This is a genomic window from Shewanella sediminis HAW-EB3 (assembly GCF_000018025.1).
Classification (GTDB): Bacteria; Pseudomonadota; Gammaproteobacteria; order Enterobacterales; family Shewanellaceae; genus Shewanella; species Shewanella sediminis.
The window spans coordinates 1,448,110-1,473,321 of record NC_009831.1; the positions used below are offsets into that span (position 1 = coordinate 1,448,110).

A 25,212-nucleotide genomic window follows, 5' to 3' on the forward strand; every position below is an offset into this window, starting at 1 on the left:
AGCAGGCTTATGGAAATGACATTAAATAGTGATAAGAAGCGCAGTAGCGTTATCCCGATGACGATAGTCGCAGTGCTCTTTTTTGTGCTGGGGTTTGCAACCTGGCTCAATGGCTCATTGATGCCGTATCTGAAACAGATCCTTCAATTAACTCCGCTACAAGCCTCACTAATTTTATTTTCATTTTATATTGCAGTGACCTTTACCGCGCTACCTTCAGCCTGGTTAATACGAAAGGTGGGTTATAAAAACGGCATGGCGCTGGGTATGGGTGTCATGATGATTGCGGGTTTACTCTTCATTCCCGCCGCTAAGACTCAGATTTTCGGTTTGTTCCTTTTCGCACAGCTGGTGATGGGAGCGGGTCAGACTCTACTTCAAACTGCTGTGAATCCTTATGTTGTCCGCATTGGCCCTGAAGAGTCTGCCGCCGCACGTGTTAGTGTGATGGGGATTTTGAATAAAGGTGCCGGTGTTATAGCACCTATGGTATTTACCGCTCTTATCTTAGACAGTTTTAAAGATAGAGTGGGGACAGAGCTGACTCAGCTTCAGATAGATGAGATGGCTAATGGCCTGGTGATCCCATACCTGGGAATGGCACTGTTTATCGGTTTATTAGCATTAGTCGTCAAGAAATCACCTCTGCCGGAATTGGCAAATGAAGATGCTGACAGCGATGCAAACAGTAAAGGCCATATAAAGGAAGCTTTATCTCATCCTAATCTGGCATTCGGTGTGGCGGCGCTGTTTTTCTACGTTGCTGTCGAGGTGATAGCGGGTGATACGATAGGTACATTTGCCCTCTCTTTAGGTGTTGAAAGTTATGGTGTGATGACCTCATACACCATGATCTGTATGGTGCTTGGTTATACATTAGGGATATTGACCATTCCTCGTTTTATCTCTCAGCCAAAAGCCTTGATGATCTCGGCGATATTGGGATTACTGTTAACTTTAGGTATCGTATTTGGTGATAATGAATCCTATGCCATTGCAAACGTCCTCTTAGTTCCATTTGGTGGCGCACAGCTACCTGATACCCTGCTAATGATCGCTTTCCTTGGCTTGGCTAACGCGATTGTTTGGCCGGCGGTATGGCCACTGGCGCTATCGGGCATGGGTAAGTTAACCAGCACCGGTTCTGCATTACTGGTAATGGGGATTGCTGGTGGAGCCTTTGGTCCGCTATTTTGGGGACTGACAAGCTCTGTCTCATCTCTGGGACAGCAGGGCGGCTACATGGTGATGTTACCCTGTTACCTGTTTATCCTATTTTATGCCGTCAAAGGCTATAAGATGAAAAGCTGGTAGCTATTAGCATTAGTTATTAGCTATAGCCGTAAATTGTGGCAGTTAAATAGAGGAGCCTTCAGGGCTCCTTTTTTATAGCTTATGAATTATCCCATCATGAAATCTGTTGTATTAACTGAGATGAGGCTGACGTGAGGGTGAGTACGTCTGGTAACGATACCGAAGCTGGCTGAATATGGTGCCTGCACTAAGAGTCGAAGCTCTTGTGGGGGAGGCCTACTGATAGTTATTCATGAACACTTGAAATTTCAAACTTCAAATTTCAGATACAAAAAAGCCACTAATTAAAGTGGCTTATTGCTCTTCATAAGAAGAATATGGTGCCGGCACCAAGAGTCGAACTCGGGACCTACTGATTACAAGTCAGTTGCTCTACCAACTGAGCTATGCCGGCTTATCTTTTTTAATAGTTAAATAACTATTAAATAAAATGTTGGTGCCCGAACCCGGAATCGAACCAGGGACACGAGGATTTTCAATCCTCTGCTCTACCGACTGAGCTATTCGGGCAACTAAACTAAGTGTTAGTCATCTACCCTAAGCGAGTGTATCAATCAGGTTGTTTATGACCCGTCTCGTTTGGAGTGCGCGTATAATATAGCGATGCTCCGGAGCGTGCAAGTAGTTTTTGAACAAAGATGTTCAACTTGTCAAAATCTGAACGATCACGCGATATTTGTACTAATAGCGAGCTAATGCTGGTGTATAACTGACCTGCTAGCACATACACATCGTGGAGGATGGATGAAGCTGGGGATAAAGTGAACGGGTTTATATTTCGCGTGAGCTTCGATAAGAGTAAATCCGGATTTTTACGGACGATCTACTCCGGCTACATGGCTGACCCACAACCACAGACTTTGCAGAACAGCATGAAGCTGCCTATTACTCTTCACCTATGACTTCTCTGATAAAGGTAATATGGATCAGCAGTCATATTTTGTGCAAGGGAAACGGGCTTCAGGATGCCAGTGAGACTTCAAATCTCAGATACAAAAAAGCCACTAATTAAAGTGGCTTATTGCTCTTCATAAGAAGAATATGGTGCCGGCACCAAGAGTCGAGGCTCTTGTGGGGGGAGACCTACTGATATTTATTCTGGAACATTTTAAACTTGAAACAGCAGATACAAAAAAGCCACTAATTAAAGTGGCTTATTGCTCTTCATAAGAAGAATATGGTGCCGGCACCAAGAGTCGAACTCGGGACCTACTGATTACAAGTCAGTTGCTCTACCAACTGAGCTATGCCGGCTTATCTTTTTTAATAGTTAAATAACTATTAAATAAAATGTTGGTGCCCGAACCCGGAATCGAACCAGGGACACGAGGATTTTCAATCCTCTGCTCTACCGACTGAGCTATTCGGGCAACTAAACTAAGTGTTAGTCATCTACCCTAAGCGAGAGTATTAATCAGGTTGTTTATGACCCGTCTCGTTTGGAGTGCGCGTATCTTATAGCGATGTAATTTTTCCTGCAAGTGCTTTTTTGTAATCCAGCAACTGTTCGGTTAGTTAATGTTCAAACTCGGGCCAGCACTCTGAAAATCGCTGTTTTATTCATCCGCAAAGTCCCGGTTGGGCTAAAAATGACTCACCTGATTGTAATAAGCCTTCAGTTTAAGCGATACAAATAATACCTATCGTGTTCGTAAAGAGTGTTCGCAAAAGAACTACGTTCTAAAAAGTAGGACTTATAAGCCAATTTTTCGACATTTTAGTTTTAAAAATAGAACGTATGATGAAGTGAATGATTTATTAATGAGGTTCGTTATGTTTCGCAACACAACAAATTCCTATGGAAGGATCACAATATTAATCCATTGGGTTTCAGCACTGGCAGTGGTAGGGCTTTTTGCGGTGGGCTTTTGGATGGTCGATCTGACTTATTACAGTACCTGGTATAAAACCGCGCCTCATCTGCATAAGAGTTTTGGTGTCTTGTTGCTGATGCTTACGCTCTTCAGATTAATTTGGCGCCAGCTTAATCCTAAACCCGCAGCCGATCCGAATCATAAAGAGTGGGAAAAGAGGGCGGGTAAGTTGGCACACTCTGCTATTTACCTGCTGTTATTGCTCATCATGTTTAGTGGTTACCTAATTTCTACAGCCGATAGCCGTGGCATTTGGGTATTTGGATGGTTTGAACTGCCTGGATTTGGTGCATTTATCGATGACCAGGCCGATATTGCCGGCTTAATCCATCAATATGCCGCCTATAGCTTGGTGGGTTTGGCACTGATACACGCTCTTGGGGCATTAAAGCACCACTTTGTCGATAAAGATTCAACGCTACTCAGAATGGTGAAAGCAAAGAGAGCTTAGAAACTCAATGGTTTCGACCTTAGCTTAATTAGGTAAGAGTTAAAGGTAGTGAAAACTTAATATATTAATTGAAGGATAGAAATGATGAAAAAAGGTTTATTAGCAACAGCATTAACGGCCTCGATGTTACTGAGTGGAGCGGCAGTTGCTGCGGATTATGTGATCGATACAGAAGGTGCCCACGCTTCAATTCAGTTTAAGGTAAGTCACTTAGGCTACAGCTTTGTCGCGGGTCGCTTTAATGATTTTAAGGGTGACTTCAGTTTCGATGCCGACAAGGTATCTGATGCTAAGGTCAATGTGACTATTAATACCAGTAGTGTTGACTCTAACCATGCTGAGCGTGATAAGCATCTTCGTAGCCCTGACTTTTTAAATACAGGAAAATTCCCTCAAGCAACATTTGTCTCAACTTCGGTTGTCGATCAGGGTAATGGTGCGTTCCTGCTTAATGGTGACTTCACCCTTAACGGTGTAACTAAGGCGATAGCGATAGAGGCAAATACCGTCGGAGAGGGCCAGGACCCTTGGGGCGGATATCGTGCAGGTTTTACAGGTAGCGCCGAATTTGCATTAAAAGATTATGATATCAAGATGGATCTGGGTCCGGCTTCTTCTCATGTAACCTTAGACTTGGTCGTTGAAGGTGTTAGGAAATAAGTTCCCATACTTTGTCTCCTGCCTTATCTCCAGTTTATCTAATAAAAAAGCGCCTTACGGCGCTTTTTTGTGTCTGGAACACTTATGTCAATTTCCCATGGATGGGGAAAAATTGACTTTGTGTCTGGACTTCTTGTTAACAAGAGCTGTGTCTGTTACTCATCATCTTTTTGAGGGACGTAGCCTTCGATCTCTACCTCTTTACCTTCAAAGAGGAAGTTCATCATCTGCTCTTCAAGAAACTTTCTGTCATCAACATTCATCATGTTGAGCTTCTTCTCATTGATAAGCATGGTCTGCTTCGATTGCCAAAGAGCCCAGGCTTCTTTACTGACGTTATCGAAAATGCGCTTACCCAGTTCACCAGGATAAAGTTGAAACCCGAGGCCTTCAGATTCTTTTTTCAGATAGACGCAGTTTACTGTGCGAGCCATGATTACTCCTTAATTAATACAGAACCTAAGCTGGCCAGAATTCGCTCTGTTGCAGCAGCTAAACCAACTTTAGGGGGATTGGGTAAGTTATACCAGAGTGAAGGCTTATCTTCCATGATCAGGTTATCTCTCCAGTCGTCGACATGAATATAAATTGGGGTGATATCCAGATGAAAGTGGCTGAAAGTATGCCTAAAGCCTGGTAAGTCTTCCATTTCAGCTGAGTCTAACCCATTTTCGACCAGATATACCTCTAATTCTTGGCGGCTCGAGAACTCGGGGAAGCACCATAATCCTCCCCATATCCCCGCAGGAGGACGTTTCTCTAGCAGGGTGTCACCCCCTTTTGATAAGACCAACATGAAGGCATTTCTTTCAGGTGTCATTTTCTTAGGCTTTTTACCCGGATATTCGGTCTGTCTGCCTGATAATTGAGCCTGACAATCGATTGCTACCGGGCATTCAGAACAAGCAGGTTTAGAACGAGAGCAAACCGAAGCGCCAATATCCATCATGGCCTGATTATATTTCTGTACATCTTGTTGCGGAGTTAATTTGTCGGTTAACTCCCAGAGTCTGTTTTCGACAGTCTTTTTTCCCGGCCAACCTTCGATAGCGCCGTGACGGGCTAGCACGCGTTTTACGTTACCGTCGAGTATCGGATGATGCTGTGCCAATGAGAGTGATAATACCGCTCCGGCAGTCGAGCGACCTATGCCGGGAAGCGCCAGCACCTGTTCAAAGTGGGTTGGAAAACTACCGGCGTGTTCATCGCGGATCATTTGAGCAGACTTATGCAGATTTCGTGCGCGAGCGTAATAACCGAGCCCGGTCCAGTGGTGAAGTACCTCATCCTGCGGTGCATCCGCGAGTGATTGTATGTCCGGAAAACGTTCCATAAACTTCAGATAGTAAGGGATCACAGTGCTAACTTGGGTTTGTTGCAGCATGATCTCCGATACCCATACCTTATAGGGGGTCTTATCTATCTGCCAGGGCAGGTGTTTACGGCCAAATTTATCGTACCAGTCGACGATGCGGGTAGAGAAAGATCTGCTGCTGGAAGGTGTGGAGTTATTTGGCGGCATATTAGGAACATTTAAATTTGTCATCATTATATGACGCGAAGTCTATCCATCATGGCTAATAGAGACAAGCTATGTTTGAACTGTAGCGGCGAAATAGGGGAGTGTCGTTCGCACTGTTTGCGAAACTTGGTATACTTTGGTCACTTATTTACGAACAGTTAAGCATATTGGGCTTGCACTGATTGATGATCTTTGGATAATGCCCTAGTTTTCTATTAACCATGCCAAGATCGAGGGCGATAATGAGCGACGTGACAACAGCGGAGTTTAATGAAGAAGGTAAGTACCTTCGCAAAGTAAGAAGCTTTGTATTAAGAGAAGGTCGATTAACTAAAGGCCAAGCCGCCGCTATGGAGCAACATTGGCCTGCGATGGGTCTTGATTACTCTCCTGAGCCATTAGATTTGAAAGAAGTTTTTGGTAGAGATGCCGATACTGTGCTAGAGATTGGCTTCGGTATGGGAGCTTCTCTTGTTGAAATGGCTAAAGCCTCTCCTGAACTTAACTTTATCGGTATTGAAGTTCACAAACCTGGCGTGGGAGCTTGTCTCAGCGTTGCCGGAGAAGCCGGAGTGACTAACTTACGTGTCTTCCATCATGACGCTATCGAGGTGCTTGAAAATAGCATTGTGAAAGGATCGCTTGCTCGAGTGCAGCTTTTCTTCCCTGATCCTTGGCATAAGAAGCGCCACCATAAGCGCCGTATTGTTCAGTCTGAATTTGCACAGTTAATTCGCAACACCCTAAAAATCGGTGGTGTTTTCCATCTTGCTACTGACTGGGAAAATTATAGCGAGCATATGCTGGAAGTCATGGGAGCAGCTGAAGGCTATAAGAACCAGTCGCTGACAGGAGATGTTGTTGAGCGTCCGGACCATAGACCACTCACTAAGTTTGAGGCCAGAGGTCACAGACTCGGTCATGGTGTATGGGACATAATGTTTGAGCGTATCGACTGAGTTCATAGTTGACTCAATTTTTACGAATATTTTGTTTTTAAAATCACGTTAATTAAGGTGGGAATTACAATGGCAACACGTAGCCGTCGTTTGCGTAAAAAATTGCGCGTAGATGAGTTTCAAGAATTTGGTTTCGATATCAACTGGACATTTGATGAGTCAGTTTCTGAAGAGCAGATCGATTCAGTGGTCGATCAATTTATTGATGAAGTGATTGAGCCGCGTCATTTAGGTTTCCATGGCGGCGGTCATAGAGAGTGGGAAGGTATTATCGCTACTCAGGATATTGGCAAATGCACCGAAGATGATCGCGCTGCTGCAATTGCCTTCTGGGAAGGACAGAAAGTTTCTGATGTCGTCGTTAGTGAGCTATACGATATCTGGTGGAGCTAATGCCTGAACAGGCCTTGTTAGAGCAGGTGGTCGATAAGGTTCGGCCTCTGCTAGGACAGGGAAAAGTTGCAAACTATATTCCGGCTCTTGCGAACGTTAATCCAAATAAGATCGGAATATCTGTTACAACTATAGATGGAGTTACGATAGGGGCTGGAGATTACCTCGAGCCCTTCTCGATTCAGAGTATTTCAAAAGTATTTAGCCTTACGATGGCTTTAACTTTATATGAAGAGAATGAAATTTGGTCTCGGGTAGGTAAAGAACCATCGGGTCAGTCGTTTAACTCTCTGGTTCAGGTGGAGTTAGAACGTGGGCTGCCGAGAAACCCTTTTATTAATGCCGGTGCCTTAGTCATTTCAGATCTCATACAATCCAGACTCGGGGCCCCGAAGCACCGAATGCTTGAGAGTATTCGTCACCTCAGTGGTAACCGGAAGCTTATCTCAGATAAGGGGGTGGCTAATTCCGAATATGAGCACAGCGCAAGAAATGCGGCGATTGCTTATCTGATGAAGTCATTCGGTAATTTCAACAATGATGTTGATACCGTATTACGAAGTTATTTTCATTCATGCGCTATTCGCATGAGCTGCGCAGATCTTTCTAAGGCTATGTTATATCTGGCTAACCGAGGTCAAAGCCTGACCGGTGAGCAGTTAATCTCCCCTGTACAAACGCGTCAAATGAACGCTTTATTAGCCACTTCCGGTCTGTATGATGGCGCTGGCGAGTTTGCCTATCGAGTCGGGATGCCAGGTAAGAGTGGCGTAGGTGGAGGTATTATTGCCGTTATTCCGGGAGACATGTCTGTATGTGTTTGGTCTCCGGAGTTAGATTTAAATGGTAACTCACTAGCCGGAACCGCAGCGCTTGAAGAGTTTTGTCAACGTCTCGGGCGTTCAATCTTCTAGTTACCTTTTTATTTCCCGGTATTATACCAATTGGTATTAGTAAATTGGCCAAAAACTGGCTTTATTTACTAATATCCAGCTACTGATTTTTTTATCCCGCTTGTAACTCTCCTGTAATCAATTGGTTATGATTTTGGCACGCCTTGTGCTTTATTACTGAATATATCAGGTTTTGGTGTAGTGAATTACAGCTCTCTTCATTTATCAAAACTCTTCTGGAATATTAAGTTTAAGGAAAAATTCGATGAGAAAATTAGCGACTTCTATGGGGATCTCTGCAGTTCTTTTTGCGGCTAGTGCAGTGACCTCTGTATCGGCTCATGAAGAGCATTCGTCAGACTCGTATCAAAACCATAATAAGCAATGTGAGGTTGCACTAAATTATGACGTCGCCGTTGAACCTCAAATGATCACGGTAAGTGAAGGTAGCTCAGAGGTATATCGAATTGAGTTAGATAAACTTTATGTCGATGGCAAAGAGGTTCCACTAAATAGTAAACAGAAGAAGTTGTTGACTCAATATTCAGATGAGGTCTCAACCCAGCTTCCAGAGGTGATCGCACTAGTCCATGATGCAGTTGGTATTGCCTCATCGGCAGCGAGTATGGCGTTAACACCATTACTTGGCGATGCAGCAGGCGCTAAACTGGACGAGATGATGGACGGTTTAGAGGAGCGAGTCGAGCAGGTTGCCTACCAACACGGAGATAAGTTTTATCTTGGAGCGACGCAATCATCACTCGAAGACACCTTTGGTGAAGAGTTTGAAAAAGAGATGGAAGAGCTGGTTAGAAGCTCTGTCGGCACTATGATGGTCAGCTTAGGCAGTGAGATGCTTTCAGGAGATGGAGATTCTTTCGAGCAAAAAATGGAGTCTTTCTCTAATAAAATGGAAAATGTAGGTCAAGATATTGAGATGCAGATGGAGGCGCAGACCAAAGATCTCGAAGAGAGAGCCGATAAAATGTGTGATAACTTTCAATACCTGATAGCCCTGGAGCAAAACTTAAGAGCTGAAGTCCCGGAGTTGAGCCAATATCGTTTAATTGATGCTTCCTCCAGAAAAATGCTTGAGTAACACCTTGATCAAAACTTGGACCCTTAGTTGCCTCCCACTACTTATTGCAACAGGCCCGTATTTTCTGAATACGGTTTTTTTTCGTTTTGTTTTAGGTGTAAACCTTTCTATTTTAGTTCCACTTAAAAATAGAGTTTTTTCTCTGTTTCTGACAAAGTTCAGCCATATTACCTAGCATTGCCTGATGTAAAACTTAAGACAAAAAAAATAGGTATTAGAATCAAAGCACAAATCTTTGGTATACTTACAAAAAAATAAGAAAACTGACCTTTTTGCTAGTGGACTCGGTCAGGCATCTGACTCTACTCTAGTGTGCTTTTATGAAATAAGTGGCTGTTTTAAATGAATTGTTTTTCAGTTTTTTTAATTCGGTTTCCCTTACTTAATGTAAGTATTGTTAGTGTCGTAAACACCTTAAGGCGATTTACATGTTAGAACTATTGGAACCTATCGCAATTTTTACTCATGTTGCCCGTGCCGGCAGCTTTAGTTCCGCAGCAAGGAAATTGGGAATTTCTAAGTCCAAGGTGAGCACTCAAGTTGCCGATCTGGAACATAAATTGGGGGTTCAGCTTATACAGCGTACTACGCGAAGCTTGAGCTTAACCGAAGCCGGACAGCTATTATATACCCAAGGTGAAGAGTTACTCCGAGATGCCGAACAGGCCATTGCCAGTGTTCATAATCTTAATGACGCGACTCGCGGTGTACTCAAGGTGGGGATCTCTCAGTCCTTTGGTACTATGCATATCATTCCTGCTTTACCTGAGTTCATGACGACGCATCCAGAGCTGGAGTTACAGGTGAGTCTGCTGGATCATAAAGTCGATGTTGTCAGTGAAGGGTTGGATCTACTGCTCACCATGTCTGAGCAGCTGCCATTAGGTATGGTTGCCAGACCTTTGATGAAGTGTCAGTTTTTACTCGCCGCATCGCCTGAATATATCAAGTTGCATGGCCAACCGGATCGTCCCGAACAGTTAGTCGATCATAACTGCCTTGTTTATCAAGGTGAATGGCATGAGCATAGTGTTTGGCAATTTAAACAGGGTGACGATTATTGCGAAATAGGCGTATCCGGCAACTTCAGAGTCGATAATGCCCCCGCATTAAAGTCTGCAGCTGTTAGTGGCTTAGGTGTGGTTTATCTGGCAAGTTATCTGCTTGAAGATGAAGTCGCGAAAGGAACCTTAGTTCCCTTGCTGCAAGATTGGCAGTTAACTCATCACCTGCCTCTACAGGCGGTGTATCCAAGAAGAAAGCATTTAGCTCCCAAAGTCAGCGCCTTCATTGACTTTATTAAAGGACATATCGGATCCCCTCCATATTGGGATGAACCTTATGCCGAGTTATACGCAAAACGAAAGTAGCTAAATGAAAAGTGCTAAATGTAAGGTGTTGAATGTGTGGTAAGTTATACATCAACTGAAAACGTTTGCTGCATTTTTAGGAAACATTGTTTGCTGTAAAAGATGATAAGCCTCACCTTATAACTGGGTGGGGCTTTTTTTGTTTTAAAACATGCGATTAGAATGTACCTATATTAGTAATATACCGCATCCTTATTAAGGCGTTGCTAATGCCTTGGTGGTGTTGTTCTTGCGCTTTGTTCTTAAAAGAATACAATTGCAACTAGTTGATTTGGGAAGGCCTGACCCCCATAAGTTTGTTAAGAATGACCCCTCTTGATTTATTTATGCAGACTAGCGATTAACGCACCCCAAATCGATGCTGGCAGAGGTTTAAGAACTAAAACAGTGTCAGCCTTGAAACCATCATCCTAGTTTTGGTTTTACCCCGGTTTTTACCGGGGTATTTTTCTTTAAGTGAAAATTATTTGACGGTTTTTATTTAGCCAGTTGGAATATCCAACTGGCTTTTTTATTTTCAGATTAACTTAACCTTCTCTAGAAACCCACAGATCTACCTGCTCCTCGAGTACGTCTAATGGCAGAGGCCCATTTTGTAACACCAGAGTATGGAACTCTCTGATATCGAATTTGTTGCCCAAGGCCAGCTTAGCTTTTTGCCTTAATTCGAGTATTTTTAGCATGCCTATTTTATAGGCCGTGGCTTGTGATGGCATGACTACATGGCGTTCAACCATCTTAATCGCATCAGACTTTGCGTTAGGGGTATTTTGAACATAATAATTGATCGACTCTTCACGGGTCCACCTCTTGGCATGCATACCTGTATCGACAACTAATCGGCAAGAGCGCCATAGCTCCATCGCGAGGCGACCGAAATCAGAGTAGGGATCGGAATAGAGTCCCATCTCTTTCGGGAAAAACTCACTGTATAGCCCCCAACCTTCGATATAGGCGGTATAACCCCCAAATTTTCTGAATTTGGGTACTCCTTCAAGCTCTTGTGCAATGGCTATCTGCATATGATGCCCTGGTGTCCCCTCATGATAGGCTAATGCTTCCATCTGATACTTAGGCATGGCTTCCATATCATAGAGGTTCGCATAGTAAGTGCCGGGTCTGCTGCCATCGGGAGTAGGTTGATTATAGAAAGCCTTACCTGCCGACTTCTCTCTGAATGTTTCAACGCGTTTCACAATCATAGGTGCTTGAGGTTTAACGTTAAACACTTCATCTAACCTGGAAGAGATGGTGTCTATAAGTGTGATAGCCTGGTGTAAATAGGCATCACGTCCCTCATCCGTTGCGGGGTAATAGAACTGCTTATCTTCTCGCATGAATTTAAAGAAGGCGGGAAGGTCACCTTCGAAATTCACTTTCTTCATGATCTCGCGCATCTCGTTATGAATACGAGCGACCTCCTTCAGACCCAGTTCGTGGATCTGCTCGGCTGTCATATCGGTCGTCGTGGTGCGTGCCAATGCGTTGTTATAGTACTGTTCGCCCAGAGGAAACTTCCAAACTCCATCACGGCTATCAGCCTTAGTTTCGAGTCTAACGATATAGCTGATAAGCTTTTCGTAAGCAGGTTTAACCCGGGTCAACAGGGCTTGTCTGGCATCACTCAACAGCAACTTCTTATCTTTGCTTTCTATCTCCAGCGCCTCAACTTTACGTTTGAAATCGGCCCAGATTGCACTGTCTTCGCCGGAGTCGAATGGTGCCCCTTCGATGATGTTCTTGCTGCCAGATAGGACATGGGGAAATACGAAGCGTGGGGCAATAATGCCTTTTTCCGCCCGGATCTCCAGTGCTCTTTCCAGTTGGTCAAGGTATTCAGGTACTCCCTGAAGTCGAGCAATATAAGCCTCGGCATCGGACTGGCTGTCGATCTGGTGCTGATTAATTAAAAAAGAGGCGACCATAGTGTGCCCACCATGCATCTGGTTGACCGGGTAATTATGAAAGCGCCATTGATAGTCTTTAACTTCCTGCTTCAGTTTTTGATTGAGGAGATTAAAGCTGAGGCGCGTTTGCTCATCGAGCTTGGAGACATCAATCTGCTCAAGCTGTGTGAGATGACGTTTGGTGCGCTCCAGTGAATTAGAGTCGGCTTCCTCACCTCTTTCATCCCACTTATCATAGTCATTCTTGATACCTAAGTGAGTCTGAGATATCGGACTCTGCATCACATTTTCCATGAAGATGATTTCAAACAGTGCATTCGCCTTCTTTGATTCATTTTCAGCTTTTTGTGTTAAGGGTTCACCGGGGCTTAGAGGAGGTTGCGAAGGGGTGGCAATGGCTGAGCCGCCGATAATGGTGGTTAAAGCTAGGGCGAGTATGCTGATTTTTGTTCTTATAGGCATAATTAGGACCTGTCTTAGTCTTATTCTTATTAAAAACTGAAGGCTAATCCTAATGAAGCTGTTCGTTAAAGTTTTGATCTAAGTGTTAGCAGATATTTCTGAAGGAGCAAAAATGTGCTTTTAGCTCCCTCAAAATAGTGGTGCGTTAGCAAAACTGTGACAGCAGCTCGTTGACAAATAACTGACCTTTTGATGTTAATTCCCAATATTCTTCATTCTCAATTAGCAAGGATTTAGCTTTTGCTTTCGCAATGCCTTCTTCGATAACGGTACGGGATAGGCCGGTTCTCTGCTCAAACTCACTCTTAGGGATTGGAGAGATGAGGCGAAAACGGTTCATCAGATACTCTAGCGCTCTCTCATCTTCAGGGACCTCTGTCAGATCGAAGGTGTAATGTTCTGCAGCCAAATATCCTTTTGGGTGTTTAATTTTGACTGTCCGGATTATTTTATTGGACTCCAAAAGTGTAACTTTTCCATGAGCGCCACACCCTATGCCGAGGTAGTCACCAAATTGCCAATAGTTGATGTTGTGTTGGCACCGGTAGCCGGGTTTGGCATAGGCGGAGATCTCATACTGCTCATAACCTAAGCTTGCCAGTTTTTTCTGACCTTGCTCATAGATCTTCCATAGTGCTTCATCATCCGGTAATTGAGGCGGCTTAGAGTGAAACAGGGTATTTTGCTCTATGGTCAACTGATACCAGGATAGGTGTGGTGGATTAAGTGCTGCTGCAGTATCAATATCGGCCATAGCCTCATCAAAGCTTTGATTGGGAAGTCCATGCATAAGATCCAGATTAAAGCTGTCATAGCCGGCCTCAGAAGCCATGCGAGCGGCGACCTTGGCTTCATCTTTATCATGTATTCGGCCCAGTAAGTTTAACTTGTCACTGGAGAAGCTCTGTACACCAATCGATAATCGTGTCACTCCGGCCTGATAGTAGGCTTTAAAATCATCATGCTCTAACGTTCCCGGGTTGGCTTCCATGCTTATCTCTATCTGTTCGCTGAATGGGATAAGAAGGGAAACCTGAGTCAGTAATCTTGCTATTTGAGCGGCATCAAACAGTGAAGGTGTGCCACCACCGATGAAAATTGAGTGTAATTTTCGTCCTTGAACATATTGAATATCGTTTTTCAAATCAGCGATAAGTGCATCAATGTACGCTTGTTGTGGCAACTCTCCATGCTGACCATGGGAGTTAAAGTCGCAATAAGGGCACTTCTGCACACACCAGGGAATGTGAACGTATAGGCTAAGTGGAGGGAGAGTTAACATATAAATGTGCCTTGCTGTTGCGTCGATATATTCATGTTTCGAAAACCCATAGAACAGGCTAGAGCTGTTGAAAGCCGCTTAGGGAGATGTTCAATTTCATGCTCCCTAAGAAGATCAAGGTATAGTGGTGGCTTGGCCTGCATTAAATGAGTATACCTTGCTTTTGCATTGCATCGATTAACTGTGACATCGCTTTTCCGCGGTGGCTGAGGCGGTTTTTCTCATCACTGGAAAGCTCAGCTGCTGTGCACTGGTGCTCATTGGGAATAAATATCGGATCGTAGCCATGGCCATTTACACCTTTGACTTCGAAGCCTATCCTACCTTCCCAGGAAGCTTGGCAGATGATGGGAGTCGGGTCTTTTGCGTGGCGCATGTAGACAAGGATGCATTGAAATCTCGCCGTTCTGCCTTCCTTAGTCTCTTTCAGGGCTTCCAACAATTTTTCATAGTTATCGGTTGCACTGGCTTCTTCTCCGGCATATCGGGCCGAATATATCCCGGGTTGCCCATCTAGCAGGTCAACTTCGAGTCCAGAGTCATCGGCAATTGCCGCAAGCCCGGTTACTTCTGCGGCATGACGGGCCTTAATAATGGCATTTTCGACGAAAGTAGTGCCTGTCTCCGGGACCTCTTCGACATTAAACTGGCTTTGAGGAAGAACCTGTACACCATACTGAGCAAATATTTCTGAAAATTCTTTAAGTTTGCCTTTGTTGCCGCTGGCGAGGACAAATTTATCCATGAGATACCTTTAAAGACTGGAGTTCAATAGTTGGGCGCAATGATAACTAAGCAGAGAGGGAAACGGTAGTCATGATCACGTGAAATCGCTGAAACGACAGTCCGTGAAGGGGGGGAGATAAAGAATAACCTCCCGCAGGAGGTTATTGAAAGCAGTAATCGGCCAAATCCATAGTGGCAGAGCTAGCCAGAAACAAGAGCTACTCTACATAGAACTTCTGTTTGAACTTCAACTGTGTATTGAGTTTATTCTGATATTTGACTGCGATTTTAAAGTTGATCTCCTGATCATCACGGTAGGGGACCTCAGCGACATAGTAGATAGCATCTGCTTCACGGATCTCCCTGAACTCCAGGTTGATACGCGCATCAAGAAGATTATTAGCAATGCCTGAAATTTCAATCGCAACAGGAGGGTTTCCTTTCTGGCTGGTGTCGAGCACAGAAACATTGATGATCCCGGTATAACTACTGCGTTTAATGCCGTATGACTTAGCAATAGTGGGAGTCAGAAATGTGCTGCTAAAGGCTACATAGTGAATATCGAAGTTACCTACCTTCTGCTTCTGCTCTGCAGAAACATTGCCGACGAAGGCGAGAGTGAGAATTAGTGCTGACAAAATAACTCTGAACATGACTGGCTCCTGTGTTATCCGTTCTATCTATCGTGGATTACTAAAGTATAGATGTTTACATCATTAAACCTAGTTATACCACTCATTGTGTTACAAAAACCTCTACAAAAGGGCGTTGATGATCTCGGGGATAAGTCTGGGTGAAAGTATTTTTATCTGTTTATGTCTGCCTAATTGCCCTTTGAGGATTACGATATCTCCCTTAGGCACCTTAAAGGCTTTCGACAGGTATTTGATGAGGTGAGCGTTCGCCTTACCATCGACCGGAGGGGCTGTGATGGCTATTTTAAGCTCCTCTCCATGAACCCCTACAATCTGGTCCCGACTGGCTTTGGGTTGAATATAGAGATTAAGCAGCAGGTCATCCTGCTGCTTAGAGACGGGAAGCACTATACGTTTGCCCAGAAAGGCACATATTGCGCTAACAAAATATTGACGAAGTTAAGGATGATCATCATTACAAGCAATGAAAGATCGAGGCCGCCCATAGGAGGAAGAATGCGACGGATTGGTGAAAGGAAAGGTTCGGTTAACTGTCCCATGACCATCTCAATAGGATTATGACCTTGGCTGACCCAGCTTAAAATGGCTCGAATGATCAGCATCCAGAAAAGCAGTACTCCAGCCTCTTTAAAGACAGAGACTACGGCAACTAACAAAATTGTTAGAATATCGATGGCTGCGCCGGCTATGAGGCTAAGGATCACAAATTTAGCCACGACGACCATAAGCGCGAGTAATACCGATGCCGTATCAAACCCACCAATGGAGGGGAGAACACGGCGCAAAGGGGCGACAATCGGATGGGTAGCTTTTACAATAAACTGACTGAATGGGTTGTAAAAATCGGCCTTAGCGAGCTGAAGCCAAATTCGGAGAATCACAATCATCAGGTAAAGATCAAAAACGGTACTGATTAAAAAACTTAATGCATTCATAAGTATGCTCTATTCTATAATGTTGAAAGTTAGTACTATCGAAATTAATATTGCTCAGCCATCTCTTGGGCGCGGGCGACACAGTCATCCATAGCTTTGCTTACCAGTCCTCTGATGTTACCAGATTCAAAGGCGGCAATCGCCTGAGCCGTTGTGCCTCCCTTAGAGGTGACATTTTCTCTGAGTTGCGCGGCGGAAAGCTCTGGGTTTTGAATCACCATTTCAGCAGCCCCAAGCGCGGCTTGCTGAACTAAGGCTCTGGCCTTGAGTTCATCCATTCCAGAGTTGGTTGCGTTCGCTATCATGGCTTCCATAAACAGAAAGAAATATGCAGGAGAGCTGCCTGCCAGGGCAATAACCTGATTCAGCTCTTCCTCTTTCTCTACCCAGACGACTTTGCCGCCACTTAACATGAGTTGTTCACAGAACTGCTTTTGCTTTTCTGAGATATTATTGCCAGCATATAAACCTGTCATACCCACTCCAATCTGAGTCGGTGTATTGGGCATAGTACGGATAAGTTTGATCTCTTGGCCGAAATAATCGTTATAACGATTAGCGGTAATGCCTGCGGCTATGGTAATGATCAGTTTGTCTGCCAGGTCGAGTGCGCCGAGCTCTTCACATACGGCCTGCATAAAATGGGGTTTTACACTCAAGACGACGACATCGGCCTCTTTGGCTGCTGCAAGGTTATCATGGGAAACCAGAATATTGAGGTCCCGCTTCAGATCGTTTAATTTTCCGACGCTGGGGTTAGTCGCGTGAATGAGTGACGGAGTATAGCCACTTTTTACTAACCCGCTGGTAATGCTGCGGGTCATGTTTCCAGCCCCGATAAAACACAACTTCTTCTCAACCATGTGACATCTCTTATTAGTTGTTGTAGGACGATTAATTCCTGTTTCTTTTATATTTGGGCGTTAACCCAATAAAACAAGCTCAATAAAACAAAGAAGGCCAAAAGTTCGTCGGGGTTATCATCACAGCTAGCTCTCAAGCATTCAACCCCTTCTCTCTTTCACCAAATATCGCACTACCAATTCTAACCATGGTTGAGCCATGCTCTACGGCTTGTTCCAAATCGTTACTCATCCCCATAGAGAGCGTATCAAGGTCTGGGTAGATGGCTTTTAATTTCAGGAATAAACTCTGCAGTTGTTGGAACTCATCTTTTTGCTTGCGTTTATCATCTGTTGCCGTTGGAATCGCCATCAATCCACGCAGCGTCAACTTTGGAAGGGTATCGATAGTGTTGGCCAGCACCATAAGCTCAGAAGGGACGATTCCTGACTTACTCGCCTCACCACTAATATTAACCTGAATACAGATATTGAGTGGTTTTAGCGCATCGGGACGTTGGTCATTGAGACGCACAGCAATTTTATCCCGACAAAGGGTATGCATCCAATCGAAAAGGCCGGCGACGACCTTTGTCTTATTGGATTGCAGGGGACCGATGAAGTGCCATTGGATTTCAGGACAGATAGATTTCAGCTCGTTTACCTTAGACTCCCCCTCCTGGACATAGTTTTCTCCGAAAAGTCTCTGACCAGCAGCATAGGCCGCTATAATATCTGTAATAGGTTTAGTTTTACTCACTGCGAGTAATTGAATTTCATCGGCATTTCTAGATGAAAACTTTGCCGCTTGGGTAATTCGATGCTGGGCGTTAGCCAGCCTGTCTGCTATTGTTGTCATGATGTAAGTTTTTTGATTGGATGGATGTCCCATACTATGGAAATCACAGAGTTACTTGCCTTTAGTGTAAAGCACAAAGCGTCAGATCTACACCTTTCAGCGGGCGTTTCGCCTATGATACGTGTTGATGGCGAAGTCAGGAAGATCAATTTACCCGCTTTAGATCATCAAGGTGTTCATGGACTCGTCTATGACATCATGAATGATAAGCAGCGTAAAGATTATGAAGAACATTTAGAGATAGATTTTTCGTTCGAAGTGCCAAATTTAGCGCGTTTTCGTGTCAATGCCTTCAATCAGGCTCGAGGTGCTGCGGCCGTATTCCGTACTATCCCCAGTGACATCTTAAGCCTTGAGCAACTCGGCGCGCCGGAGATTTTTAAGAAGATCTCCAGCTTTCCCCGTGGGCTTGTGTTGGTAACCGGACCAACAGGTTCGGGTAAAAGTACTACCTTAGCGGCCATGATCGATTATATAAACGATGCTCGTCACGAGCATATTCTGACCATCGAAGACCCGATAGAATTCGTTCACCAAAATAAGCAATGCCTGATTAACCAGCGTGAGGTTCACCGCCATACTCACAGCTTTAATGCGGCTTTGCGTAGTGCACTTCGTGAAGATCCCGATGTTATTCTGGTGGGTGAGATGCGAGATCTCGAGACTATTCGTCTTGCGATGACTGCGGCCGAGACGGGTCATCTGGTTTTCGGCACCTTGCATACCACGTCGGCGGCTAAAACCATTGACCGTATAGTCGATGTGTTCCCCGAAGGAGAAAAGGGCATGGTCAGAACTATGTTGTCTGAGTCGCTACAGGCGGTAATTTCTCAAACCCTGATTAAGAAGGTGGGTGGCGGCCGTGTCGCAGCTCACGAGATCATGATGGGAACCCCGGCGATTCGTAACCTTATTCGAGAAGACAAAGTCGCTCAAATGTATTCAGCGATTCAAACGGGTATGGCTCACGGTATGCAGACCTTAGATCAATGCCTGCAGAATCTGGTTAATCGTGGTCAAATTACTCGTGAAGATGCACAACATAAGAGTGCAACCAAGCAAACTTTTTAATATCACCTGGATTTTAAGGCTTTATTATGGATGTTCGTCCCTTCTTAAAAATAATGGTGGAGCGTAAAGCATCGGATCTATTTATCACTGCAGGCTTCCCACCCAGTGCAAAAATTGATGGTGAGTTGAGACCCTTAAGTGAGAGTTCATTTACCCCCGCACAGGCATTGGATTTTGTTGAATCTTTGATGACGGATGTGCAGAAAACGGAGTTTCATGAGAGTCGGGAGTGTAACTTTGCTTTTGCCGCAAAAGAGCTGGGTCGTTTTCGTGTCAGCGCCTTCTGGCAAAGAGAAGCGCCGGGCTGTGTCATGCGCAGGATTGAAACTAAAATTCCGGAAGTGGAAGATCTGAAGCTCCCACCCATTTTAAAAGACCTCGTGATGAGTAAACGCGGGCTTATCATCATGGTCGGTGGTACGGGAACGGGTAAATCGACCTCGTTGGCGGCGCTGGTGGGTTATCGTAATGCAAACTCTCGAGGTCATATCCTGACAATTGAGGATCCCGTCGAGTTTGTTCACGAACACCGCAAGAGTATTATTACTCAGCGAGAAGTCGGTATCGATACCGAGTCATTCGATGCCGCCCTTAAAAGTTCGCTTCGTCAGGCTCCGGATGTGATCTTAATCGGTGAGATCCGAAGCCAGGAGACGATGGAGTTTGCACTCTCATTTGCAGAAACCGGTCACCTGTGTATGGCAACGTTGCACGCAAACAATGCAAACCAAGCACTGGACCGTATCATGCACTTAGTGCCGGAGAGTAAGCATCAACAGCTGTTATTCGACCTTTCATTAAACTTACGAGGTATCGTCGCACAACAGTTGGTTCCCAAAGCGGACGGCACTGGTCGACGTGCAGCCATTGAAATTTTGATCAACACGCCAAGGATCTCAAGTTTGATTGCGAAAAATGAGCTGCACTCGCTAAAAGAGACGATGGCTAAGTCAAACGAGCAGGGGATGCAGACTTTCGATCAAGCGTTACTCAAACTCTATAGTGAAGGGGAGATAAGTTACGCCGATGCGCTTCATTACGCCGATTCACCTAATGATCTTCGCTTGATGATTAAACTTCAAGGCTCTGACCCCTCCAGTTCAGGTTTCATGGAAGGGGTTACACTGGATATGGATTAATCATTTCATGATCTGATGAGTCTTAAGTTAAAAAACCAGCGTTGCTATGCGCTGGTTTTTTATGCATGGTCAATTAATTTTTTGCAATGCTTATTAGACCGTTAGTTAAGAGTCGACTCAGGATTGCCATATGACTAGGATGTCGAGGTGGGACCGATAACTAACCTCAGCTGTTACAACGACTTTAGTCAAGCTAGGGTCTCAGGGGGGGGGGGCCTAGGAGACTCGTTTTATGCTATATCTGCGGGCAAGTTTTACTCCTATCTTGACTGGAACGGAGGTAATAACATGTGGTTTAATGAGCGGTAAGTGATTCGTATTTAAAGAGGTTAGATTGGCTAAATTTTCAGGTTTATCTAAAGATGTTGGACATACTAAACGCGGAAAAACCGGAGTGTTACTGGTAAATTTAGGTACACCCGATGCGCCAACGGCTTCGGCAGTTAGGCGTTATCTTGCCGAATTCCTTTCAGATCCCAGAGTCGTAGAGATACCAAAACTCGTGTGGATGTTGATATTACACGGAATTATTTTACGTATCCGGCCTGCAAAGAGTGCAGCATTATATCAGCAAGTCTGGACTGATAATGGTTCCCCTCTGATGGATATCACTCGCAGGCAGACCGAAAAATTGGCTCAATATTTTAAAGATAATGGCTGTAACAAGAGTCAAAATGAGACTCAAGATATTTCGGTTGAGTTTTGTATGCGATACGGGAAGCCATCTGTGTCAGATACCTTGAAGCGAATGCACAATGAAGGTGTTGATAAAATGGTGGTTTTGCCTTTGTATCCACAATACGCGGCACCGACAACGGCTTCAGCATTTGATGCGATAGCCAAAGAGCTAATGAGCTGGCGTTATCTGCCTTCTTTGCACTTTATCAATACTTATCATAATAATCCTGATTTTATCCATGCCCTTGCTGAGTCGATAAAGCGAGATTTTACCGCCAATGGTCAACCGCAAAAATTAGTTCTCTCCTACCATGGGATGCCTGAGCGTAATCTTCATTTAGGTGATCCTTACTACTGCTTCTGTATGCTGACAACTAAGCTGGTGGTTGAGCAGTTAGGTTTATCTAAAGACCAATATATTGCGACTTTTCAATCTCGCTTCGGTAAGGCTAAATGGCTAACACCATATACCGATGCGACTATGGCGTCCTTACCTGAGCAAGATGTGAGGGATATCGCGGTAGTGTGTCCAGCTTTCAGTGCCGATTGTTTAGAGACTCTGGAGGAGATAGCCGAAGAAAACCGGCTCATCTTCGAAGAGGCGGGTGGACAGAAATATCGATATATTCCAGCGCTAAATGATGATGAACTCCATATCAAGATGATGGCTAATATCGTTCAACCCTATCTTTAAATAAAGCGCAATGTGTATTAACAAAGGGAGCTTAGGCTCCCATTTTTAATGCCAACGCTATTGCTCACTTAGTATAAATTCTCGAAATAGCTTTCGATAATCAATACCGCCGACATAGCATCGACTTGTCCCTTAGTTAGCGCTTTATAGCCGCCCATCTCAAAGAGTCTGGCTTTAGCATCGGCGGTAGTGAGACGTTCATCTTGAGTGGCAATTTTTACCCCAAACCGACCATTAATGCGATTGGCAAACTTCTTGGCTCTCTGTGTCATCTCCTGTTCTGAGCCGTCCATGTTTAGTGGTAGGCCGACCACTACCAGGTCTGGTTTCCACTCTTCGATAAGCATGCCTATCTCTTCCCATTTTGGGATCCCATCGACCGCGTTAATTGACAACAGGGGGTTAGCACTACCGGTGAGCGATTGCCCTATGGCGACGCCAATACTCTTAGTGCCGTAATCGAAGCCTAATACCGTTAATGAACTCATAAATAATTTCTTAATAAATTGTTGGAATATGACTTTTAGAGCATGTGATCCAAGTGAGGTAAATTGCTCTAAACCCTGCTCAGATTATGCGTGACCTGTTTGGTTAGACAACTGCCATATATCGAAGCCCAAGGATTCGGTGGCTCGTTGCCAACGATCTTCATATTCGGTAGAAAATAGCAGTTCAGCAGTGGCAGGAATAGATAGCCATGTATTCTCTGCCAGCTCCTGCTCAAGCTGATCTCGGCTCCACCCTGCATAACCCAGTGCGACAATGAATTGCTCCGGGGCGGTATCGCTTCCTAGTGCCGACAATACATCTCTCGATGTGGTCAGCATAAGTTCGTCTGTGAGTGACTGACTGTTGTTCCATGTTGATTGAGGTGTGTGAAGTACAAATCCTCTTTCAGGGGTTACCGGGCCCCCGATGAGCACTTTTGAGCCTAAAGAGGTGATAAGTTCCGGCTCCTCTTTGAGTTGCATCTGAAGCAGGAGTTCATTGACCTCGATACCAATAGGGCGGTTTATCATTATTCCCATCGCACCTTTTTCGTCGTGCTCGCAGATGTAGATCACCGAACGTTCAAAGAAAGTGTCTTTAAGTGAGGGCATAGCGATTAAAAAGTGATTTTGTAAACTTTCCATTTGAGCTCCACTAAAGGGAATAGGCTAGCTATGTAGAATATGGGTCTTAACCGCCCGCTAATTTAACCTTGTAATTGAGCTTCTCTAGCAGTGTTTTTAACTGTTCCCGATTATCAGTTTGAACCTCAATATTGAACTCTTTTACAGTACCGCCACATCCGCACTGTTTTTTTAATTTTTGCGCTAAAGCTTTTAGCTCTTTCTCATTTAATCCAAGGCCTTTAATGATAGAGACCCCTTTTCCTTTACGGCCCTTACTGTCTTTGTGGATCCTAACGATTCCATCACCAACAGGCGTTTGAGGTGTTTCGATTTCAGGCGAGATCCTGCCGATATCTGTACTATAAACAAGAGAAACATTTGAGTCTTTTTTCATGAGAACGTCATTAATTAGCGGTGATAAACAGAGTCTAACAAATTGAAGAATCTTGTGGGAGTTTAATATAATACCAATCAGTATAAAGATGTGATCGCTCAGCGAGAGTCTAGCGCTTCTGAGGCAAGGTCATCAATTGCTCCTGCATAAATGACATTTGCAACATCCATGTTGCTCGCAGCGAGTGAAGAGCATAGTTGTTCTACGTTTAAGCTCGTTAACGCAGCATCAGAAGCGCTAAAACTCGCCTTTTAGGAGGTTTTTTGGCTGCCTACTTCTTCGTTGAATAGCTTCACAAGGGATCACCATTGTATCATCTATTCGCCTTGAATTAGTTTGCCAAAAATAACTCTGAGTAGATCACTTTCTTATACTGATTGGTATAAAAGGTAGAAATAAAAAAAGACCACACACGGTGGTCAATAAACTGTTATCTATTCATTTGCAGGGATATAGATAAGTTGAACCTTCCGACATTGCCTCAAACTGACACAAGAGGAAGTGCAGTTGGCAATAGAAATGATAAAACGACTTTAAATTGCCTGTGCGACTCCTATTAAGAGTGAAATTGCGGTAAGGGCCGCACAGGGAAGGATGAACTTATGCAGTTTTGGCAGCGCTATCGAGCAGGCTGTCAGTACAAAGCCTATCGATGCTGCGCCATAGCTGTTGGTGTCCCCGCTGAGCAGAGAAAGCATCAGCCAGGCCAATACGCCGGCCGGCAATATCAATAAGCTGAAATGGCCAAAGTCGACCTTATCAGAGTTACTCTCTGTTTGGATTGTGGCCTTAACGGGGGCGAATATGTAAACAGCGGCCGAAATAAGAAAGGCGGTTGCAAACCAAAACATAGATAACTCCAACTCCGCGTGATTGATAATCATTATCATTAAGTCTTGGGCTGAAGTCAAGCTAAACGATACAAGTTTTAATACAAAATTGAGTTGTAGATCATAAGATTGCTATGTAAGCTGAAATTCAATTATGGATTGTGTAAATTTAGGATTTGACGGGGTTTTAATATGAAGAAAGTTATAGTTGTTTTGGCTGCAATGGCGATGAGCGCCTGTAGTTCTATGAAAACAAGTTCAGATTATGATCCTGCGGCTAATTTTAGTGACGTGAAAACCTATGCCTGGGTTGAACAGAAAAGCCAAGACACCAGTTACCATTTAGACGGATTGATGGATCAACGTGTCCGAGCTGCCGTCGATAGTCAGCTTTCACTCAAAGGGGTAACACTCAGTGATCCCCAAACTGCAGATATTCTGGTGAATTACCTCACCAAGGTAGATAAGAAGATTAACGTAGATACCTTCAACACAAACTTTGGATATAACCCCTATTATGGTTCTCGATGGGGCATGAGCGGCTCTATGCATACCCAAACCACGGTTCGAGAGTATGAGGTTGGAACCTTGATTTTAGATATGGTTGATAGAGAAACCGGAAAGTTGATCTGGCGTGGCTCGGTAGCCGACACCATTCGTGATAAGAATACGCCAGAAGAGAGAGTAGAGGTTGTTAACAAGGCTATTTCTGAAATGCTGTTGAATTATCCCCCTAAGCCAGAAGCGAAATAGCCTGGCGTTAATCTGTAATACCAATCGGTATAATATAAAGGTGAGCATAGTTATTATGTTCGCCTTTTTTCTACTCTTGATTCTGAAATCACTTACACTATTTATTGCTCAGCATTCTTGGGCAAATGACTCTTAAAATAAGAGTTTATAAAAACAGCTCTTGGGGTTTGATATCACTAAACAAGAGCCAAACAAGAGCCAAACAAGAGCCAAACAAGAGCTAAACAAGAGCTAAACAAGAGCTAAACAAGAGCTAAACAAGAGCTAAACAAGAGCTGAATTTGTGTGAACTCATCCCCATCTAGACTAAAGTCCAACATCTTAGTGCTTGCTG

General features: G+C 44.2%; 26 protein-coding genes and 4 tRNA genes. 12 read left to right on the forward strand and 18 right to left on the reverse strand.

Annotated features, from left to right (window positions below; all coding sequences use genetic code 11):
* The first annotated feature begins 9 nt into the window (after positions 1 to 9).
* A complete protein-coding gene (gene nagP, locus SSED_RS06230; RefSeq protein ID WP_012141562.1) occupies positions 10 to 1,314 on the forward strand; it encodes an N-acetylglucosamine MFS transporter NagP in 1,305 nt (434 codons plus the stop codon).
* Positions 1,315 to 1,632: 318 nt separating this feature from the next.
* Here nagP and SSED_RS06235 read toward each other — a convergent pair.
* From SSED_RS06235 to SSED_RS06250, 4 genes are all read right to left on the reverse strand, one after another.
* Positions 1,633 to 1,708, reverse strand: a tRNA-Thr gene (locus tag SSED_RS06235).
* A gap of 40 nt (positions 1,709 to 1,748) precedes the next feature.
* A tRNA-Phe gene (locus SSED_RS06240) sits at positions 1,749 to 1,824 on the reverse strand.
* 668 nt (positions 1,825 to 2,492) lie between these two features.
* A tRNA-Thr gene (locus SSED_RS06245) sits at positions 2,493 to 2,568 on the reverse strand.
* A gap of 40 nt (positions 2,569 to 2,608) precedes the next feature.
* Positions 2,609 to 2,684, reverse strand: a tRNA-Phe gene (locus SSED_RS06250).
* Positions 2,685 to 3,087: 403 nt separating this feature from the next.
* Here SSED_RS06250 and SSED_RS06255 point away from each other — a divergent pair.
* Together SSED_RS06255 and SSED_RS06260 are read left to right on the forward strand one after the other, a co-directional pair.
* Positions 3,088 to 3,639 carry a cytochrome b gene (locus tag SSED_RS06255; protein ID WP_012141563.1) on the forward strand — a complete coding sequence of 184 codons (552 nt, stop codon included), beginning with the start codon at positions 3,088 to 3,090 and terminating at the stop codon, positions 3,637 to 3,639.
* 84 nt (positions 3,640 to 3,723) lie between these two features.
* Positions 3,724 to 4,299, forward strand: a complete 576-nt coding sequence (locus SSED_RS06260) for a YceI family protein (RefSeq protein WP_041421565.1) — start codon at positions 3,724 to 3,726, stop codon at positions 4,297 to 4,299.
* A gap of 155 nt (positions 4,300 to 4,454) precedes the next feature.
* Here the strand turns inward: SSED_RS06260 and SSED_RS06265 are convergent, their stop codons facing one another.
* A complete protein-coding gene (locus SSED_RS06265) occupies positions 4,455 to 4,733 on the reverse strand; it encodes an oxidative damage protection protein (protein ID WP_012141565.1) in 279 nt (92 codons plus the stop codon).
* Positions 4,734 to 4,735: 2 nt separating this feature from the next.
* Positions 4,736 to 5,821: an A/G-specific adenine glycosylase gene (gene mutY, locus SSED_RS06270; RefSeq protein ID WP_086022464.1), complete on the reverse strand. Its 1,086-nt coding sequence runs from the start codon at positions 5,819 to 5,821 to the stop codon at positions 4,736 to 4,738.
* Positions 5,822 to 6,063: 242 nt separating this feature from the next.
* Here mutY and trmB point away from each other — a divergent pair, with 242 nt between their 5' ends.
* The 5 genes from trmB (at position 6,064) to SSED_RS06295 (ending at position 10,535) form a co-directional block, all read left to right on the forward strand.
* Positions 6,064 to 6,780 carry a tRNA (guanosine(46)-N7)-methyltransferase TrmB gene (gene trmB, locus SSED_RS06275; protein WP_012141567.1) on the forward strand — a complete coding sequence of 239 codons (717 nt, stop codon included), beginning with the start codon at positions 6,064 to 6,066 and terminating at the stop codon, positions 6,778 to 6,780.
* Between the two features lie 69 nt (positions 6,781 to 6,849).
* Complete coding sequence (locus tag SSED_RS06280; RefSeq protein ID WP_012141568.1) at positions 6,850 to 7,173, forward strand: YggL family protein; 324 nt, start codon at positions 6,850 to 6,852, stop codon at positions 7,171 to 7,173.
* Entirely contained in the window at positions 7,173 to 8,087 is a 915-nt protein-coding gene (gene glsB, locus SSED_RS06285) for a glutaminase B (RefSeq protein ID WP_012141569.1), read from the forward strand. The genes SSED_RS06280 and glsB overlap by 1 nt, the downstream gene beginning before the upstream one ends.
* Positions 8,088 to 8,331: 244 nt before the next feature.
* Positions 8,332 to 9,165, forward strand: a complete 834-nt coding sequence (locus tag SSED_RS06290; protein ID WP_012141570.1) for a YggN family protein — start codon at positions 8,332 to 8,334, stop codon at positions 9,163 to 9,165.
* A 428-nt stretch (positions 9,166 to 9,593) separates the two neighbouring features.
* Positions 9,594 to 10,535, forward strand: a complete 942-nt coding sequence (locus SSED_RS06295) for a LysR family transcriptional regulator (RefSeq protein WP_012141571.1) — start codon at positions 9,594 to 9,596, stop codon at positions 10,533 to 10,535.
* 527 nt (positions 10,536 to 11,062) lie between these two features.
* Here the strand turns inward: SSED_RS06295 and SSED_RS06300 are convergent.
* The 8 genes from SSED_RS06300 to SSED_RS06335 all read right to left on the reverse strand — a co-directional run bounded on the left by SSED_RS06300 (position 11,063) and on the right by SSED_RS06335 (position 18,204).
* Positions 11,063 to 12,904, reverse strand: coding sequence for a DUF885 domain-containing protein (locus SSED_RS06300; protein WP_012141572.1), 1,842 nt, complete (start codon positions 12,902 to 12,904; stop codon positions 11,063 to 11,065).
* A gap of 145 nt (positions 12,905 to 13,049) precedes the next feature.
* On the reverse strand, positions 13,050 to 14,186 hold the full coding sequence (gene hemW, locus SSED_RS06305; protein ID WP_012141573.1) for a radical SAM family heme chaperone HemW: 1,137 nt from the start codon (positions 14,184 to 14,186) through the stop codon (positions 13,050 to 13,052).
* A 142-nt stretch (positions 14,187 to 14,328) separates the two neighbouring features.
* Positions 14,329 to 14,931 (reverse strand): RdgB/HAM1 family non-canonical purine NTP pyrophosphatase, encoded by a 603-nt coding sequence (rdgB, locus tag SSED_RS06310; RefSeq protein ID WP_012141574.1) that lies wholly within the window; start codon positions 14,929 to 14,931, stop codon positions 14,329 to 14,331.
* A 199-nt stretch (positions 14,932 to 15,130) separates the two neighbouring features.
* Complete coding sequence (locus SSED_RS06315) at positions 15,131 to 15,565, reverse strand: DUF4426 domain-containing protein (RefSeq protein ID WP_012141575.1); 435 nt, start codon at positions 15,563 to 15,565, stop codon at positions 15,131 to 15,133.
* Positions 15,566 to 15,667: 102 nt separating this feature from the next.
* Positions 15,668 to 15,955 carry a DUF167 family protein YggU gene (gene yggU, locus SSED_RS06320; RefSeq protein ID WP_012141576.1) on the reverse strand — a complete coding sequence of 96 codons (288 nt, stop codon included), beginning with the start codon at positions 15,953 to 15,955 and terminating at the stop codon, positions 15,668 to 15,670.
* Positions 15,955 to 16,503 carry a YggT family protein gene (locus SSED_RS06325; RefSeq protein ID WP_012141577.1) on the reverse strand — a complete coding sequence of 183 codons (549 nt, stop codon included), beginning with the start codon at positions 16,501 to 16,503 and terminating at the stop codon, positions 15,955 to 15,957. Before SSED_RS06325 ends, yggU begins: the two co-directional genes overlap by 1 nt.
* Positions 16,504 to 16,547: 44 nt before the next feature.
* On the reverse strand, positions 16,548 to 17,366 hold the full coding sequence (gene proC / locus SSED_RS06330) for a pyrroline-5-carboxylate reductase (protein ID WP_012141578.1): 819 nt from the start codon (positions 17,364 to 17,366) through the stop codon (positions 16,548 to 16,550).
* Positions 17,367 to 17,499: 133 nt separating this feature from the next.
* Positions 17,500 to 18,204: a YggS family pyridoxal phosphate-dependent enzyme gene (locus tag SSED_RS06335; RefSeq protein WP_012141579.1), complete on the reverse strand. Its 705-nt coding sequence runs from the start codon at positions 18,202 to 18,204 to the stop codon at positions 17,500 to 17,502.
* A 36-nt stretch (positions 18,205 to 18,240) separates the two neighbouring features.
* On the opposite strand from SSED_RS06335, the gene SSED_RS06340 reads away from it, so the two are divergent.
* The 3 genes from SSED_RS06340 (at position 18,241) to hemH (ending at position 21,786) form a co-directional block, all read left to right on the forward strand.
* Entirely contained in the window at positions 18,241 to 19,275 is a 1,035-nt protein-coding gene (locus SSED_RS06340; RefSeq protein WP_012141580.1) for a type IV pilus twitching motility protein PilT, read from the forward strand.
* Positions 19,276 to 19,301: 26 nt separating this feature from the next.
* On the forward strand, positions 19,302 to 20,414 hold the full coding sequence (locus SSED_RS06345; protein ID WP_012141581.1) for a PilT/PilU family type 4a pilus ATPase: 1,113 nt from the start codon (positions 19,302 to 19,304) through the stop codon (positions 20,412 to 20,414).
* 334 nt (positions 20,415 to 20,748) lie between these two features.
* Positions 20,749 to 21,786, forward strand: a complete 1,038-nt coding sequence (gene hemH, locus SSED_RS06350) for a ferrochelatase (protein WP_012141582.1) — start codon at positions 20,749 to 20,751, stop codon at positions 21,784 to 21,786.
* A gap of 68 nt (positions 21,787 to 21,854) precedes the next feature.
* Here hemH and ruvX read toward each other — a convergent pair whose 3' ends face one another.
* From ruvX to SSED_RS06370, 4 genes are all read right to left on the reverse strand, one after another.
* Positions 21,855 to 22,274, reverse strand: coding sequence for a Holliday junction resolvase RuvX (gene ruvX / locus SSED_RS06355; RefSeq protein ID WP_012141583.1), 420 nt, complete (start codon positions 22,272 to 22,274; stop codon positions 21,855 to 21,857).
* An 84-nt stretch (positions 22,275 to 22,358) separates the two neighbouring features.
* The gene (locus tag SSED_RS06360) at positions 22,359 to 22,919 is read right to left on the reverse strand and encodes a YqgE/AlgH family protein (RefSeq protein ID WP_012141584.1); all 561 of its coding nucleotides are present in this window, start codon (positions 22,917 to 22,919) and stop codon (positions 22,359 to 22,361) included.
* A gap of 46 nt (positions 22,920 to 22,965) precedes the next feature.
* Positions 22,966 to 23,295, reverse strand: coding sequence for a stress response translation initiation inhibitor YciH (gene yciH, locus SSED_RS06365; RefSeq protein WP_012141585.1), 330 nt, complete (start codon positions 23,293 to 23,295; stop codon positions 22,966 to 22,968).
* A gap of 533 nt (positions 23,296 to 23,828) precedes the next feature.
* Positions 23,829 to 24,146 carry a hypothetical protein gene (locus SSED_RS06370; protein WP_012141586.1) on the reverse strand — a complete coding sequence of 106 codons (318 nt, stop codon included), beginning with the start codon at positions 24,144 to 24,146 and terminating at the stop codon, positions 23,829 to 23,831.
* A gap of 171 nt (positions 24,147 to 24,317) precedes the next feature.
* On the opposite strand from SSED_RS06370, the gene SSED_RS06375 reads away from it, so the two are divergent.
* Positions 24,318 to 24,878 carry a DUF4136 domain-containing protein gene (locus tag SSED_RS06375; protein WP_012141587.1) on the forward strand — a complete coding sequence of 187 codons (561 nt, stop codon included), beginning with the start codon at positions 24,318 to 24,320 and terminating at the stop codon, positions 24,876 to 24,878.
* Positions 24,879 to 25,212 lie beyond the last annotated feature (334 nt).

What these genes read in the sequence shown, in the direction of transcription:
- nagP (WP_012141562.1), top strand. Translation starts at nt 10, where the DNA reads ATGGAAATGACATTAAATAGTGATAAGAAGCGCAGTAGCGTTATCCCG.
- SSED_RS06255 (WP_012141563.1), top strand. Translation starts at nt 3,088, where the DNA reads ATGTTTCGCAACACAACAAATTCCTATGGAAGGATCACAATATTAATC.
- SSED_RS06260 (WP_041421565.1), top strand. Translation starts at nt 3,724, where the DNA reads ATGAAAAAAGGTTTATTAGCAACAGCATTAACGGCCTCGATGTTACTG.
- SSED_RS06265 (WP_012141565.1), bottom strand. Translation starts at nt 4,733, where the DNA reads ATGGCTCGCACAGTAAACTGCGTCTATCTGAAAAAAGAATCTGAAGGC.
- mutY (WP_086022464.1), bottom strand. Translation starts at nt 5,821, where the DNA reads ATGCCGCCAAATAACTCCACACCTTCCAGCAGCAGATCTTTCTCTACC.
- trmB (WP_012141567.1), top strand. Translation starts at nt 6,064, where the DNA reads ATGAGCGACGTGACAACAGCGGAGTTTAATGAAGAAGGTAAGTACCTT.
- SSED_RS06280 (WP_012141568.1), top strand. Translation starts at nt 6,850, where the DNA reads ATGGCAACACGTAGCCGTCGTTTGCGTAAAAAATTGCGCGTAGATGAG.
- glsB (WP_012141569.1), top strand. Translation starts at nt 7,173, where the DNA reads ATGCCTGAACAGGCCTTGTTAGAGCAGGTGGTCGATAAGGTTCGGCCT.
- SSED_RS06290 (WP_012141570.1), top strand. Translation starts at nt 8,332, where the DNA reads ATGAGAAAATTAGCGACTTCTATGGGGATCTCTGCAGTTCTTTTTGCG.
- SSED_RS06295 (WP_012141571.1), top strand. Translation starts at nt 9,594, where the DNA reads ATGTTAGAACTATTGGAACCTATCGCAATTTTTACTCATGTTGCCCGT.
- SSED_RS06300 (WP_012141572.1), bottom strand. Translation starts at nt 12,904, where the DNA reads ATGCCTATAAGAACAAAAATCAGCATACTCGCCCTAGCTTTAACCACC.
- hemW (WP_012141573.1), bottom strand. Translation starts at nt 14,186, where the DNA reads ATGTTAACTCTCCCTCCACTTAGCCTATACGTTCACATTCCCTGGTGT.
- rdgB (WP_012141574.1), bottom strand. Translation starts at nt 14,931, where the DNA reads ATGGATAAATTTGTCCTCGCCAGCGGCAACAAAGGCAAACTTAAAGAA.
- SSED_RS06315 (WP_012141575.1), bottom strand. Translation starts at nt 15,565, where the DNA reads ATGTTCAGAGTTATTTTGTCAGCACTAATTCTCACTCTCGCCTTCGTC.
- SSED_RS06325 (WP_012141577.1), bottom strand. Translation starts at nt 16,503, where the DNA reads ATGAATGCATTAAGTTTTTTAATCAGTACCGTTTTTGATCTTTACCTG.
- proC (WP_012141578.1), bottom strand. Translation starts at nt 17,366, where the DNA reads ATGGTTGAGAAGAAGTTGTGTTTTATCGGGGCTGGAAACATGACCCGC.
- SSED_RS06335 (WP_012141579.1), bottom strand. Translation starts at nt 18,204, where the DNA reads ATGACAACAATAGCAGACAGGCTGGCTAACGCCCAGCATCGAATTACC.
- SSED_RS06340 (WP_012141580.1), top strand. Translation starts at nt 18,241, where the DNA reads ATGGAAATCACAGAGTTACTTGCCTTTAGTGTAAAGCACAAAGCGTCA.
- SSED_RS06345 (WP_012141581.1), top strand. Translation starts at nt 19,302, where the DNA reads ATGGATGTTCGTCCCTTCTTAAAAATAATGGTGGAGCGTAAAGCATCG.
- ruvX (WP_012141583.1), bottom strand. Translation starts at nt 22,274, where the DNA reads ATGAGTTCATTAACGGTATTAGGCTTCGATTACGGCACTAAGAGTATT.
- SSED_RS06360 (WP_012141584.1), bottom strand. Translation starts at nt 22,919, where the DNA reads ATGGAAAGTTTACAAAATCACTTTTTAATCGCTATGCCCTCACTTAAA.
- yciH (WP_012141585.1), bottom strand. Translation starts at nt 23,295, where the DNA reads ATGAAAAAAGACTCAAATGTTTCTCTTGTTTATAGTACAGATATCGGC.
- SSED_RS06370 (WP_012141586.1), bottom strand. Translation starts at nt 24,146, where the DNA reads ATGTTTTGGTTTGCAACCGCCTTTCTTATTTCGGCCGCTGTTTACATA.
- SSED_RS06375 (WP_012141587.1), top strand. Translation starts at nt 24,318, where the DNA reads ATGAAGAAAGTTATAGTTGTTTTGGCTGCAATGGCGATGAGCGCCTGT.